14 protein-coding genes are annotated in these 14,193 nt (G+C 62.5%); 10 read left to right on the top strand and 4 right to left on the bottom strand.

The window, feature by feature from the left end; translation table 11 throughout:
* Positions 1-36 precede the first annotated feature (36 nt).
* Entirely contained in the window at positions 37-702 is a 666-nt protein-coding gene (locus tag BM045_RS06965) for a flagellar biosynthetic protein FliO (RefSeq protein WP_092181396.1), read from the bottom strand.
* A 181-nt stretch (positions 703-883) separates the two neighbouring features.
* Between BM045_RS06965 and flgB the strand changes: the two genes are divergently transcribed.
* The 8 genes from flgB (at position 884) to BM045_RS06925 (ending at position 7,412) form a co-directional block, all read left to right on the top strand.
* Positions 884-1,291, top strand: a complete 408-nt coding sequence (gene flgB / locus BM045_RS06960) for a flagellar basal body rod protein FlgB (protein ID WP_092181393.1) — start codon at positions 884-886, stop codon at positions 1,289-1,291.
* Positions 1,292-1,303: 12 nt separating this feature from the next.
* A complete protein-coding gene (gene flgC / locus BM045_RS06955) occupies positions 1,304-1,714 on the top strand; it encodes a flagellar basal body rod protein FlgC (RefSeq protein ID WP_092181390.1) in 411 nt (136 codons plus the stop codon).
* Between the two features lie 74 nt (positions 1,715-1,788).
* Positions 1,789-2,124, top strand: a complete 336-nt coding sequence (fliE, locus tag BM045_RS06950; protein WP_092181387.1) for a flagellar hook-basal body complex protein FliE — start codon at positions 1,789-1,791, stop codon at positions 2,122-2,124.
* A 67-nt stretch (positions 2,125-2,191) separates the two neighbouring features.
* Positions 2,192-2,458, top strand: a complete 267-nt coding sequence (gene fliQ, locus BM045_RS06945; protein WP_092181384.1) for a flagellar biosynthesis protein FliQ — start codon at positions 2,192-2,194, stop codon at positions 2,456-2,458.
* 2 nt (positions 2,459-2,460) lie between these two features.
* Positions 2,461-3,228, top strand: a complete 768-nt coding sequence (gene fliR / locus BM045_RS06940; protein WP_092181381.1) for a flagellar biosynthetic protein FliR — start codon at positions 2,461-2,463, stop codon at positions 3,226-3,228.
* Between the two features lie 3 nt (positions 3,229-3,231).
* Positions 3,232-4,314, top strand: coding sequence for a flagellar biosynthesis protein FlhB (gene flhB / locus BM045_RS06935; RefSeq protein WP_092181375.1), 1,083 nt, complete (start codon positions 3,232-3,234; stop codon positions 4,312-4,314).
* Between the two features lie 135 nt (positions 4,315-4,449).
* Positions 4,450-7,020, top strand: a complete 2,571-nt coding sequence (locus BM045_RS06930; RefSeq protein WP_092181372.1) for a cell cycle histidine kinase CckA — start codon at positions 4,450-4,452, stop codon at positions 7,018-7,020.
* Positions 7,017-7,412 carry a DUF2237 family protein gene (locus BM045_RS06925; RefSeq protein ID WP_092181369.1) on the top strand — a complete coding sequence of 132 codons (396 nt, stop codon included), beginning with the start codon at positions 7,017-7,019 and terminating at the stop codon, positions 7,410-7,412. Before BM045_RS06930 ends, BM045_RS06925 begins: the two co-directional genes overlap by 4 nt.
* 258 nt (positions 7,413-7,670) lie before the next feature.
* Here BM045_RS06925 and BM045_RS06920 read toward each other — a convergent pair whose 3' ends face one another.
* From BM045_RS06920 to araD1, 3 genes are read right to left on the bottom strand one after another with little or no spacing between them, the layout of a single operon-like run.
* Complete coding sequence (locus tag BM045_RS06920) at positions 7,671-7,859, bottom strand: hypothetical protein (protein WP_092181366.1); 189 nt, start codon at positions 7,857-7,859, stop codon at positions 7,671-7,673.
* Positions 7,856-8,884: an aldo/keto reductase gene (locus BM045_RS06915; RefSeq protein WP_092181363.1), complete on the bottom strand. Its 1,029-nt coding sequence runs from the start codon at positions 8,882-8,884 to the stop codon at positions 7,856-7,858. Before BM045_RS06915 ends, BM045_RS06920 begins: the two co-directional genes overlap by 4 nt.
* Before the next feature lie 57 nt (positions 8,885-8,941).
* Positions 8,942-9,937, bottom strand: coding sequence for an AraD1 family protein (araD1, locus tag BM045_RS06910; RefSeq protein WP_092181360.1), 996 nt, complete (start codon positions 9,935-9,937; stop codon positions 8,942-8,944).
* Between the two features lie 312 nt (positions 9,938-10,249).
* On the opposite strand from araD1, the gene recA reads away from it, so the two are divergent.
* Positions 10,250-11,320, top strand: coding sequence for a recombinase RecA (recA, locus tag BM045_RS06905; protein WP_092181357.1), 1,071 nt, complete (start codon positions 10,250-10,252; stop codon positions 11,318-11,320).
* A 174-nt stretch (positions 11,321-11,494) separates the two neighbouring features.
* Positions 11,495-14,143, top strand: a complete 2,649-nt coding sequence (alaS, locus tag BM045_RS06900) for an alanine--tRNA ligase (protein ID WP_092181354.1) — start codon at positions 11,495-11,497, stop codon at positions 14,141-14,143.
* The last annotated feature ends 50 nt before the right edge of the window (positions 14,144-14,193 follow it).

Raw genomic sequence — 14,193 nt, 5'->3', positions numbered from 1 at the left:
AAGGGAGCGATCCGCCGCAGCCGCGACGGCGCAGCCTCAGTTCCGGTTAGCCTCGCTAGTGTCTTGGACAAGGTCGGTGCCTTCTATGTCACGCCGCGCCTTGTCTTCTTTAGCTGAGTCGGCACCGGGCAAGACCGGGCCGCTGGCGTTTTCAGGGGAAACCGGCAAATCCATTTCGCTGACCGGGCGGAGCAGGCCGGTGTGGCGCAGCGACAGATGCGCCTTCTTGTTGGTCGGCTGACCCAGCTGGCGCAACTGCTCGATGGCGGTGGCCGGTGGAGCAGGCGGCTGCACTGGCGGGGTTGGCGCCGCAGCGGGAGCAGCGGGAGCAGCGGCACGGGCGGGGGCGACGGGCTTGCGCGCTGCAACCATGGGCACCGGGCGGCGCGTCGGCTGGGTGGTGGGTGCGGCTTCGACGGCAATGCCGGTCTCGATGACCAGGTCATGCGGCCCGCCGGTCAGCACCAGATGCTCGACATTGTCGCGGCGGATGATGAGAAGCTGGCGCTTGGGATCGAGTGCCAGGCTATCTACCACGGCGAGGCGCCGGTTACGGCCACGGGTGGCTCGGCTGGTGGCGCCCTGCAGCAGCTTGAGCAGCCACAGCACCAGGATGATGGCCACGATGACCGCCGCCAGGGCGAAGATGGCGGTCAAAGCGGAATTACCGGTTCCGCCGAACAGGCCGGTGATGAAACTCATGTCGTCTCCCAAAGCTGTCGTCCGAATCCGGACGGCACATATTGCCTATCACATCCCGATAAATGTGCAGAATGCGAGGCGCGCAATGCCGTAACGCGCTGCGGTTAACACTTGATTAACCATAGGTCGGCAAGAGTTGCCTAGCGCTGTCATTTCAGAGACTCGCGGGAGGCCTTGGCCGATGGCCCTTTTGAACATGCCGGTATTTTCGGCGCTGACCGACAAGATGCGCTGGCACCAGAACCGTCAAGGCCTGTTGGCCGAGAACGTCGCCAATGCCGAAACGCCGGGATACCGCGGACGGGACCTGGCGCAATATGATTATGCCAAGCGGGCCAGCGCCATGTCCTCGGCCACCGTCACCACCACGGCGACCCAGCCGATGCACTTTTCGGTCGGCAGCAGCGAGAGCAGCAGTTTCGGCGCGCAGCAGATGGCCAATTTCGAGGTCACGCCGGAAGGCAATGGCGTGACGCTGGAAGACGAGATGATGAAGGTCACGACCAATATGATGGACTACCAGGCCGCGACCAGCCTCTACCAGAAATCGATCAAGATCCTCAAAACGGCCATGGGCCGGCAGGCTTAGGGGTAAAGCGCAATGGACTTCAACTCGTCAATGAAGATTGCCGCGACCGGCCTGCATGCGCAGACCGCCCGCATGCGCGTCATCGCGGAAAACCTGGCCAATGCCGACTCTGCCGGCAAGGCGCCGGGCGAAGAACCCTATCGCCGCCGTATCCCGACCTTCCAGGCGGCTTTCGATGCCGAAGTGGGCGGCAAGATCGTCGAAGTGGGCAATCTGGCCTATGACATGAGCGACTTCAGCTCGCGCTACGAGCCGGGCCATCCAGCCGCCGATGCGACGGGCTATGTGCAATATCCCAACGTCAATCCGCTCATCGAGTCGATGGACATGCGCGAGGCCCAGCGCACCTACGAGGCCAATCTCAACGTCGTCACGGTAACGCGGCAGATGCTCGGGCGCACGCTCGACATCCTGCGCGGCTGACCGGAGCGCTTTCAGGAAAAGTGGCTGCCGGTTTTCCGGTTCGAAAGCGCGACACTTAAGACAGGAATTTTTAAATGGCCATCTCCACGCCTTTCAACGCCGCGACCGCCGCCTATGGCAATGCCAGCCGGCTGATCAACCAGGCCGCCAAGCCCAATACCGATCTGCTCGCGCTGGGCACCCAGCAGAACGGCGGCAGCTTTGCCGACATGCTGGCCCAGCAGGTGCAGGGCGTGGTGGATTCCGGCAAGACCTCGGATGCCATGGCCATCGACATGGTCAATGGCAAGGCCAATGTGGTGGATATGGTGACCGCCCTCAGCGAGACCGAAATCGCTATCGAGAGCATGGTCACCGTCCGCGATCGGGTTATCTCCGCCTACGAAGAAATCATGCGGATGCCGATCTGACGGCATCGCCCCGACGCGGCGTTAGGACTATCTTAACCCTGCGCGATTCGAGCGCAGCGAGACCATTATGACCGGCGCCGACGTTCTCGACATTGCCACTGACGGCATCTGGGTGCTGATCATCGTCTCGGCGCCGATGATGATCGTCGGCCTCGTCGTCGGCGTGATCATCGCACTGTTCCAGGCGCTGACGCAGATCCAGGAACAGACCCTGGTGTTTGTCCCGAAAATCATCGCCATCTTCGTCACCATGCTGCTGACCCTGCCATTCCTCGGCGCCACCATGGGCGGCTTCATGACGCGCGTGATGGATATGATTATTGTGGGCGGCTGAAGGTGACCGTCGGCCTCGACTGGCTGCCCAACACGGCCTTCTGGTACCTGCTGCTGTTTGCCCGCATCGGCACGATCCTGATGCTCATGCCTGCGCTGGGCGAAGACATGATCCCGGCGCGCATGCGCCTGAGCTTTGCGCTGGCCTTTGCGCTGGTGGTCTATCCACTGCTCTCGGCCAGCCTGCCGGTTTTGCCCGACGAGCTGATGGCGATCATCGGGCTGATCTTTCACGAGATCGCCATCGGCCTGATCCTCGGCGCCATCGCCCGCATCACCGTGATGGCAACGCAGGTGGCCGGTGCGGTGATCGCCTTCCAGACCGGCCTTTCCTCCGCCATGGCCGCCGACCCGACCCAGGTCGGGGTGCAAGGCGCGGTGTTCGGCAGCTTTTTGAGCTTTCTCGGCATGGTGCTGATCTTTGCCACCGACCTGCATCACATGGCGTTGGCCGCCACCTATGACAGCTATATGGTCTTCCCGCTCGATGCGCCGCTGATGTTCGACGATGCGGCGCAGCTGGCGATCAAGACCGTGGCCGGAGCCTTTAGCGTCGGCATCCAGATGTCGGCCCCCTTCATCGTCTTCGGCCTGGTCTTCAACCTCGGCGCCGGCATCATGGCCAAGCTGATGCCGGCCATGCAGGTGTTTTTCGTTTTGATGCCGGCCAATATCATCGTCGGCCTCGTGCTGTTCGCGCTGCTGATGACCGCCATGATGGGCTGGTATCTCAACGCCTTCGAAGCGCACCTCGCGATGTGGAGGGGCTAGCTGATGTCAGACGAAGCCCCCGAGAACGACTCCAAAACAGAAGACCCCTCGCAAAAAAAGCTGCAGGACGCGCGCGAGAAGGGTGATGTCGCCAAGAGCCAGGAGGTCGTCACATGGTTCATGCTGCTCGGCTCGGCGGCGATCTTTGCCATGATGGCGCCGGGCACGGCGGCGCATCTGTCGGATACGCTGAAGGTCCTGATCATGAATGCCGACCGCTTCGATCTGAGCGGGGCCGGTTTCGGCGCATTCTTTCAGGACCTGGCGTTGACGCTGGTCTGGACCATCATGATTCCACTGGTGGTGCTGTCGGTCTGCGCCATCCTCGCCAATCTGATCCAGCACCAGCCGCTGTTTTCGGCGGAGCCAATCACCCCGAAATTCTCGAAAGTCTCGCCGCTGGCCGGCTTCAAGCGGCTGTTCTCGGGCGAGTCCCTGGTCAATTTCGGCAAGGGATTGCTGAAGATTTCCGTGGTCGGCGCCGTGGTCTGCGTCGTGGTCTGGCCCGAACGCGACCGGCTCGACACCATGATGACCGCCGATCCGCTGATTATCCTCGCCGACTTCCAGGAGATCGGCATGAAGATCTTCACCGCCGTGCTGATGGTGGTCACGGCCATTGCGGCAGCTGACTATTTCTACGTCCGCAACAAATGGTGGAAGAAGCAGATGATGACGCTTCAGGAAACCCGCGACGAATACAAGCAGATGGAGGGCGATCCCCACATTAAGGGCAAGCTGCGCCAGTTGCGCCAGGAAAAATCGCGCCAGCGCATGATGACGGCGGTGCCCGATGCCACCGTGGTCATCACCAACCCGACCCACTTTGCCGTGGCGCTCAAATACGACAAGCGCATGAAGGCGCCGCAGGTGGTGGCCAAGGGCGCCGATGCCGTGGCGTTTCGTATTCGCGAACTCGCCAAGGAACACGACGTGCCCATCGTCGAGAACCCGCCGCTGGCCCGTGCGCTGTTCGCCAGCGTCGAGGTCGACGGTATTGTTCCAACCGAGCATTTCAAGGCCGTTGCCGAAGTCATCGGCTTCGTGATGCGCCTCAAGCGCGGGGCAGGGTGGAAGTCGAGCTAGGCCGCGCTGCAACACTGGGGACTTAGGCCCATGTTAATAAGCCGGTTACGTCTCCCTTAGCGTCCGGCCATTTGCTAGACCTGTGAGACGGGCCTGATTCGGGCCGATTGACCGGTTACGGAGCATCCTGGACCCATGGCAGCACGGCCGCTCGGCGAGGACAATTACCCCGATCCCCTGATGAGCGCTGGGCGCGGCGGGGCCGGGCTGTGGCGCGTCGTCGTGCTCGGGCTGACGCTGGTGGCGCTGGCCGTGGTCTTCATGCTGTTTGGCGATCGCATTTCCGCCGATCTGGTGATGACCTTTGTTGGCGTGCTGGCCGTGGTCGGGGTGTTTTGCCTGTTTGGTCTGGCAGCTGGCCTGTTCCGCTTCGCCAATGGCGAAGAGCGCCGCACCATTTCCAATGCCGTGGTCGATAGCCTGCCGTTCGGCGCCGTGGTGGCCGATCGCGATGGCAAGATTTCCTATGTGAATGCCCACTACGGCAGTTTTGCCGGCGCCCTGACCAAGGGCTTGCCGGTCGGCGTGCCGCGGCTGTTTGCCGGCCAGTCCGATGCCAGCGAGGCGATCTACCGCCTGTCGCGCGCCGGCAAGGATGGCCGCTCGGCCATGGAAGATATCCGCATCATCGGCGGGCTTGGTGGTTCGGTGGCCGATGCCAGCAAGGCCTTCTGGTATCGCGTCGCGGTGCGGCCGCTGCCGGAGTCCGACGAGGCGCAGAAGCCGCTGGTGATCTGGTCGGTCGAAGACATCACCCGCGACAAGGACAATAACGAAAGCGCCTTCCGCGACCTGCAGCGCGCCATCGACTATCTCGATCATTCGCCGGCCGGTTTCTTCTCGGCCGATGCCCATGGCCGCATCCAGTATCTCAACTCCACGCTGACCGACTGGCTCGGCTATGACCTGGCCGAGTTCAATGCCGGCCATCTCGGCCTCGCCGACCTGGTGCGTGGCGATGGTGCGAGCCTCCTCATGCGCGGCCGTGGCGATGGCGAAATCCGCACCGAGACCATCGATATCGATCTGGTCCGCCGTAATGGCACCAGCTTCCCGGTGCGCCTGCTGCATCGCGCGGCACGGCTGGCCGATGGCGAGCTGGGCGAAACGCGGACCCTGGTGCTCGATAAGTCCAGCGCCCCCGATACCGAAGAAGAGCTGCGCGCCGCCGAAGTGCGCTTCTCGCGCTTCTTCAACGACACGCCTTTCGCCATTGCGACGCTGGACGGGGAAGGGCGGATCATCCGCACCAATGCTCCGTTTGGCCGGATCTTCAAATGGTCGGGCGAGGAAAAGAGCCTCGAGCTGCAGCCGCTGAGCGAATTGATTGGCGAAGGCAGCCGCGACAAGTTCGCCCGCGCAATTGCCGATGCCGCCGCCCAGCGCTCGGAAATCGACCCGGTCGATGCCTTGCTCAGCGCCGAAGGCGACCATGCCGTGCGGCTCTATCTCTCATCGTCGGAAATCAGCGCCGGCTCGCCGGAGCAGGTCAATGTCTATGCGCTCGACATGACCGATCAGCGCAAGCTGGAAGCCCAGTTCGCCCAAAGCCAGAAAATGCAGGCCGTGGGCCAGCTGGCCGGCGGCGTAGCGCATGATTTCAACAACCTGCTCACTGCCATCATCGGCTTCTCCGACCTCCTGCTGCTCAAGCACAAGCCGGGCGACCCCTCGTTCAGCGAACTGATGCAGATCAAGCAGAACGCCAATCGCGCCGCCGGCCTGACCCGCCAGCTGCTGGCCTTCTCCCGCCGGCAGACCCTGCGCCCGCAGACGCTGGAGCTGCCGCTGATCGTCGACGACCTGACCGTGCTGCTCAAGCGCATGATCGGCGAGAAGAACACGCTCTCGGTCGAACATGGCCGCAATATCTGGCCGGTGCGCGCCGATGTGGTGCAGCTCGAGCAGGTGATCATCAACCTCGTGGTCAATGCCCGCGATGCCATGCCCAATGGCGGCTCGATCACCATCCGCACCTCCAATGTCGAACGCTCGGAAGCCGAACGCCTGACCTTTGAGGGCATGGTGCCGGCTGATTATGTGCTTATCGACGTGCAGGATACCGGCACCGGCATGAGCCAGGACGTGATCGAGAAGATTTTCGAGCCCTTCTTCACCACCAAGGAGCTCGGCAAAGGCACCGGTCTGGGCCTCTCGACCGTCTATGGCATCGTCAAGCAGACCGAAGGCTATATCTACCCGGTCTCGGTGGTCGGCGTCGGCACCACCTTCAAAATCTTCCTGCCGCGCCACGTCGCCAATGCAGCCGAGCAGGGCGCCAAGGTCGCCTTGGCCGCAGCGCCGGTTCGCGATCTCACCGGCCACGAACGCATCCTCCTGGTCGACGACGAGGAAAGCGTCCGCGCCTTCTCGGCCCAGGCGCTGCGCGCCACAGGCTATGAGGTGTTCGAGGCCGATGGCGGCGAAGAGGCGCTTGAAGTGCTGGAAGATGAAGACTTCAAGATCGACCTGATGATTTCCGACGTCGCCATGCCGGAAATGGACGGGCCAACACTGCTCAAGCATGTCCGCGAGACCATGCCCAATCTCAAGGTCATCTTCGTCTCTGGCTATGCCGAGGAAAGCGTGCGCCGCGATATCGAAGACGACCAGTCTGTCGAATTCCTGCCCAAGCCCTATTCGCTCGACCAGATCAATTCCAAGGTCAAGGAAGTGCTGCAGATGGTGGGCAAGGACGAGCAATGAACGAGCAGGGGCGTTTCGAAGGCGCGAGCGAATTCAACGTGCTCGGCGAAGCGCTGCAGCCTTGTTCCACCGATCCGCTGACCGGCTTCTTTCGCACCGGCTTTTGTGCAGCGGGGCCGGATAGCGCCGCGGTGCATCTGGTCTGCATCCAGGCCAGCGACGAGTTCCTCGCCTATTCGAAATCGGTCGGCAACGACCTCTCCACGCCGATGCCCCATTTCGCTTTTCCAGGCCTGGTCGCCGGCAACCGCTGGTGCCTCGTCGCCGCCCGCTGGCTGCAGGCGCACCAGGCCGGCAAGGCGCCTCGGGTCTATCTACGATCAACCAACCAGGCCGTGCTCGGGCTTATTCCGCTCGAGATCATCAAGGCTTACGCGCTGGACTTGAACTGAAGAGTCGGGATGAGGCGCTATGTCGCCCAAAACGCGATGTTACCCCGGCCTTGAGCCGGGTCCCATCCTGAGATCTATCCCCATACCGCCAGATCGATCCACCTTGCGGCCGCGCCACCATCTCGAGATGGATCCCGGCTCAAGGCCGGGATGACATCGTGGGAGTGGCAATATCTTGACATGAACTGGGTCAGTTCCTCCCCCTATAAGGGGGAGGTTAGGTGGGGGTATCCAACAAGGCCCTACGCCAAGGGCACCTCAATCGCCCCGGCCGCCCTTGACGATCCGCGCCAGCGAAACCGCCAGCCCTGCCGTGGCCACCAGGAAAAATGTCCACTGCAGCACAAGCAGGAACACGCTGGTCCCCTCGGTCGCCGTGACCACGGAATAGCCCAGCCAGAGCACGACCACGGCGCAGACCAAGGCCGAAAGACGCGGATTGCTCATGCCGGTTGCCCCGCCCCGCCCGGGATAGGCGTTCCTTGTGCCAAAAGGCCCTGGGCCGCGAGGGTGCTCCAAAGCTCTGCGGGGATTTTCACGTCCCACCACTCCAAAATCCCGTCAAGTTCCTGCGGTGACCGCGGGCCGGGCAGGACATTGCAGACCGCCGGATGCGTCAGTGGAAACTGCAATGCCGCCGCCGGCAAGGGCACGCCGAACTCAGCACACACCGCCTCGATCGCCCGCACCTTGGTGACAATCGCCTCAGGAGCCTTCTCATAGTTGAACTTATCGCCGCCAACCAGAATGCCGGAATTGAACGGCCCGCCCACCACGACCGAGGCCCCCCGTTCCAGACACGTGCTCATGAACGGCGTCAGCGACGTCTGCTCCAGCAGCGTATAGCGCCCGGCGAGAAGGAAAACGTCCCAGTCACCCAGCGCAAACGCGTCCATCAACACCTGCCATTCATTGACGCCCAGCCCGATCGCCTTGACCACGCCGGCGTCGCGCAATTCCCGCAAGGCCCGGTAACCGCCACCAGCCAATTGCGCCCACAGCGGCTTGTTGCCTTCCACCCCATGGGTGGCCGTGCCGATGTCATGTACATAGAGAATGTCGATCTGCTTGAGACCCAGCCGTTGCTGGCTGTCCTCGAAGGAGCGCATCACCCCGTCATAGGAATAGTCATAATGCTGGTTGAAGGGCAGGGGATCGACCCAATTGCCCTTCTCCTGCTGCCCCGCATCGACCGGCTTCAGCAGGCGCCCGACCTTGCTTGACAGCACCACGCCGTCGCGCCGCTCGCGCAATACATCGCCGACGAGATGTTCGGAGCGGCCAAGGCCATATTGGGGGGCAGTATCGACATAGTTGATGCCGCAATTGAGCGCATGGGCCACCATGGCCCGGGCCTGCTCGGCCGGAACGCCGGTGAAGATCCCAGCGAGCGAGGCGCCGCCCAGGCCCAGCGTCGTGACGTCAAGATCGGTCTGGCCGATGGTGCGTTTTTCGAAGGCTCTCGCGGCCATGTTATCCCTCCTCCAGGGTGGAGGGATAACTGACATGTTAGTTAGGCTGCTTCAAGCTCAATAGAGATTGCCGACCGTGACGGTCTGCTCGGCTTCGGTGCTGACCGGGTTGCGGAGGGCGGCGCCGAACTGGGCTTCCTCGATTTCGAAGACGTCATTGGGCTGCGTCTTGATGCCATCGGCAAAGCTCAGCGTTGCCGTGCCGAACATATGCACATGCACGTCGCCCGGCTGGCGGAACAGCTCATATTTGAAATGGTGATATTCGAGGTTGGCGATGGTGTGGCTCATGTTGTCCTCACCCGACAGGAACGGCTTTTCCCACAGCACCTTGCCGTCGCGCCAGATGCGCGACTTGCCCTCGATATGGGCCGGCAGGTCGCCGACGCGCAGTTCCGGGCCGAAGGCGCAGGCGCGGAGCTTGGAATGGGCCAGATAGAGATAGTTGACCCGCTCTGTGACGTGGTCGGAAAATTCATTTGCCAGGGCAAAGCCGAGGCGGCGCGGCTGGCCGTTCTGGTCGATGATATAGATGCCGGCGATTTCCGGCTCTTCGCCGGCGTCGAGCGCAAAAGCCGGGGAGGGGATCGCCTGGCCCGGACTGATCACCGACGTGCCATTGCCCTTGTAGAACCACTCCGGCTGCACGCCGGTCTGTCCGGCAGCGGGCTTGCCACCTTCGAGGCCCATACGGAACATCTTCATCGTGTCGGTCAGGCCGACTTCGGTCTGGCCGGTGTTGGCCGTATGCATGGCGTCGCGCGTCGCGGCCGAGCCCAAGTGGGTCAGGCCGGTGCCGGTGACATAGAGATGGGCAGCATCGGGATGGTCGATCGGCGACAGCAGGCGGCCCTCGGCGATGATGGCGTCGCGATCGACGGTGTCGCCCAGGCCGAGTTCCTCGACCAGAGCAGCAAAACCCTTGCCGGCATCGGCCGCAACCATGGCCAGCGCATAGACGCTCTCGACGCCGTTCAGCACGCGGGTCACGCCCTGGTCGACGACGCCGACAGCGCGCTCACCCTTGGCATCGAAAAACTGGATCAAATTCATTGGGCGGCTCCTCAACTGGCAGCGCATGGCGCGTTTGGCAGGCATAAAGCCTAACCCGCCCGAAAGGCGCAAGAGCAAAAATCATACTTATTGGCAGCGCCACCCAATTAGCGCGCGCAACGCGTCAATGCTAACAGTCTGCTAACGGATTCGCCGTGTTGCAGTGCCGGATATGGCGTTGTCGATGTTCTCATTTTGTCCCTTGACGACATGAGAACATTATGCGAACAAATGAAGCACATTCAATGCATGGCCACCAGCGGTAACGGCGCGTTGCGCAGCATCCCCGAGCGTGGAATAAGGAGAGTCTAAATGGCAAGTGCGCCGCTTCGTGTAGTTGAAGGTGGATCGATGGATAAGGAAAAGGCACTTGCCGCGGCGCTCAGCCAGATCGAGCGCAATTTCGGCAAGGGCTCGATCATGCGGCTCGGCGAGGCCTCGTCCATCGAGGTCGAATCGATCTCGACCGGCTCGCTCGGCCTCGATATCGCGCTTGGCATTGGCGGCCTGCCAAAGGGCCGTATCGTCGAGATTTTCGGACCAGAATCCTCCGGCAAGACCACGCTGGCGCTGCATGTGATTGCCGAGGCCCAGAAGGCCGGCGGTATCTGCGCCTTTGTCGATGCCGAGCATGCGCTCGACCCGATCTATGCCCGCAAGCTCGGCGTCAGCGTCGATGACCTACTGATCTCCCAGCCCGATGCCGGCGAACAGGCGCTCGAAATCACCGATACGCTGGTGCGCTCCGGCGCCATCGACGTGCTGGTGGTCGATTCGGTCGCGGCGCTGACCCCGCGCGCCGAGCTCGAAGGCGAAATGGGCGATGCCCTGCCGGGCCTCCAGGCCCGCCTGATGAGCCAGGCCATGCGCAAGCTGACCGGCTCGATCTCCAAGTCCAAGTGCCTGGTGATCTTCATCAACCAGATCCGCATGAAGATCGGCGTGATGTATGGCTCGCCCGAAACCACGACGGGCGGCAATGCGCTGAAGTTCTACGCCTCGGTCCGTCTGGACATCCGCCGCATTGGCGCGCTCAAGGATCGCGAAGAGGTCGTGGGCAACCAGACCCGCGTCAAGGTCGTCAAGAACAAGCTGGCCCCGCCGTTCCGCCAGGTCGAATTCGACATCATGTATGGCGAAGGCATCTCCAAGACCGGCGAATTGCTCGACCTGGGCGTCAAGTCCGGCATTATCGAGAAGTCCGGTGCCTGGTTCTCCTGGGACAGCCAGCGCCTCGGGCAGGGCCGTGAAAACGCCCGCCAGTTCCTCAAGGACAATCCGGCAATTGCCAATACGATCGAGCAGGGCGTGCGCGAAAGCTCGGGTCTTCTGGGTGAAGTGCTGCTGGTCAGCGGTGGCGACGACGACGCCGGCGACGAATAGTCTATCCTCCCCATGCAGGGATTTTTCGAGGCATCGCGTAAGCGGTGCCTCTTTTCTTTGCTGATTGGTCCTAAGGGCGCCGCAATGCTGGACATTGCGGCAGGCTGCACGATAGAAAGCGGACCAAACTTGTCTGCGGCGCCCAACGCCAAATTCCCTAGCGAAAGCCTTTAGATGACCAGCGTAAACGACCTTCGTTCGAGCTTTGTCGACTACTTTGCCCGCAATGGTCATGAACCCGTCGCGTCGAGCCCGCTTGTGCCGCGCAATGATCCGACGCTGATGTTCACCAATTCGGGCATGGTGCAGTTCAAGAACACCTTTACCGGTGTGGAAAAGCGCCCCTATTCCCGCGCCACCACGGCGCAGAAATGCGTGCGCGCCGGCGGCAAGCACAATGATCTCGACAATGTCGGCTTCACCGCGCGTCACCACACTTTTTTTGAAATGCTGGGGAATTTTTCCTTCGGCGACTATTTCAAGGAACGCGCCATCGAGCTGGCCTGGAACCTGCTGACCAAGGACTGGGACCTGGCCAAGGACAAGCTCATCGTCACCATCTACCAGGATGACGATGAGGCCATGGCGCTGTGGAAGAAGATTGCCGGCATTTCCGAAGATCGCATCATCCGGCTCGGCGCCAAGTCCAACTTCTGGCAGATGGGCGATACTGGTCCCTGCGGCCCGTGCTCGGAAATCTTCTTCGACCATGGCGACAAGATCTGGGGTGGCCCTCCAGGGTCGCCGGAAGAAGATGGCGATCGCTGGATCGAGATCTGGAACCTCGTCTTCATGCAGTATGAACAGCATGGCGACGGTTCCCGCACGGCGCTGCCAAATCCTTCCATCGATACCGGCATGGGCCTCGAGCGCATGGCTGCCGTCATGCAGGGGACGCACGACAATTATCAGATCGATCTGTTCAAGTCGCTGATCGGTGCGGCGGCCAATGCCACTGGTGCGGACGTCGATGGCCCGGGCAATCGCAGCCTGCGCGTCATTGCCGATCACCTGCGCTCGATGAGCTTCCTGATTGCCGAGGGCGTGCTGCCTTCTAACGAAGGCCGTGGCTATGTGCTGCGCCGCATTATGCGCCGCGCCATGCGCCATGCGACCCTGCTCGGCACCAATGAGCCGGTGATCTACAAGCTGGTCCCGACGCTGGTGCGCGAGATGGGCCAGGCCTATCCGGAGCTGAGCCGCGGTGAATCCTTGATCGCCGAAACCGTTCGCCTCGAAGAGGGCCGTTTCCTCAAGACGCTCGGCCGTGGCTTGCAGATCCTCGACGCCGAGACCAGCGATATGGCCGAGGGTGCCGTGCTCAATGGCGCCACCGCCTTCAAGCTCTACGACACCTATGGCTTCCCGCTCGACCTGACCGAAGACGCTCTGCGCCTGCGCGGCATCACCGTCGACCAGCCCGGTTTCGATGCCGCCATGGCCGCCCAGAAGGCCGAGGCTCGCAAGAGCTGGTCCGGTTCGGGCGAAGCGGCTCAGGACACGGTCTGGTATGGCCTGCTCGATAAGGTCGGGCCGACCGAATTCCTCGGCTATGAAACCGAAACCGCCGAGGGCGAGGTCAAAGCCCTGCTCAAAGAGGGCAAGGAAGTTCTTGCCCTCGCCACCGGCGAAGAAGGCTTTGTCGTCCTCAACCAGACGCCCTTCTATGGCGAAAGCGGCGGCCAGGTCGGCGATACCGGTCTGATCACCGGCGAAGGCCTCGCCGCAACCGTCACCGAAACGCAGAAATTCCATGGCGTCTTTGCCCATAAGGTCAAGGTGACCGAAGGCACGATCAAGCTCGGCCAGCCGCTGACGCTATTGGTCGATCATGATCGCCGTTCGGCGATCCGCTCGAACCATTCGGCCACCCATCTGCTGCATGAGGCCCTGCGCCTAGTGCTTGGCGACCATGTCGCACAGAAGGGTTCGATGGTTTCGCAGGACCGGCTGCGCTTCGACTTCGTCCACACCAAGCCGGTCACCGACCAGGAAATGGCGCAGGTCGAGGACATTGCAAACGCTATCGTGCTGCAGAATACGCCTGTGGAAACCCGCCTGATGGGCGTGGAAGAGGCCAAGGAATCCGGCGCGCGCGCGCTGTTCGGCGAGAAGTACGGCGATGAAGTGCGCGTCGTGGCCATGGGCGAGCCAACCGGCAATGGTCTCGGCTGGTCGGTGGAACTCTGCGGCGGCACCCATGTCCGCCGCACCGGTGATATCGGCCTGGTCTCCATCGTTGCCGAAAGCGCTGTCGGCGCCGGCGTGCGCCGCATCGAGGCGCTGACCGGCAAGGCAGCGCGGCATCGCGGCAATACCAATGTGGCGATCGTCAATTCGGCCGCAGGCCTGCTGCGCGCCGGTAGCCATGAGGTGCTCGACCGTATTGGGGCGCTGCAGGACAACATCAAGAAGATCGAGCGTGAGCTCACCGACGCCCGCAAGAAGCTGGCACTCGGAGGCGGCAATGCCTCGGGTGATACCGGTGCTGCCGACGAGGCCGTCAATGGCGTGACCTATGTTGGCCGCACGGTCGAAGGCATTGCTGCCAAGGACGTTAAAGGCCTGGTCGACAGCGAAAAGAAGCGCATCGGCTCGGGCGTGGTGACCGTGGTGCTCAAGGGCGAAGACGGCAAGGGCACGGTGGCCGTTGGCGTCACCGACGACCTGACCAGCCGCTTTACCGCCGGCGAGTTGATCAAGCTGGCTACGGCCGCCTTGGGCGGGCAGGGCGGCGGCGGCCGTCCGGACATGGCGCAGGGCGGCGGACCCGATGGATCAAAGGGTGCTGAAGCCATCGCCGCGGTTCGCGCCGCGCTCTAGATGAACGGTTTCTGAACGCATTCTGAATGAGAAAAGCCCCGCGTAAGCGG

Origin of the sequence: Devosia sp. YR412 (assembly GCF_900110945.1) — a bacterium.
GTDB lineage: Bacteria > Pseudomonadota > Alphaproteobacteria > Rhizobiales > Devosiaceae > Devosia.
Note: the sequence above shows the minus strand (reverse complement) of the source record. Positions and strands in the feature narration are given on the sequence as shown.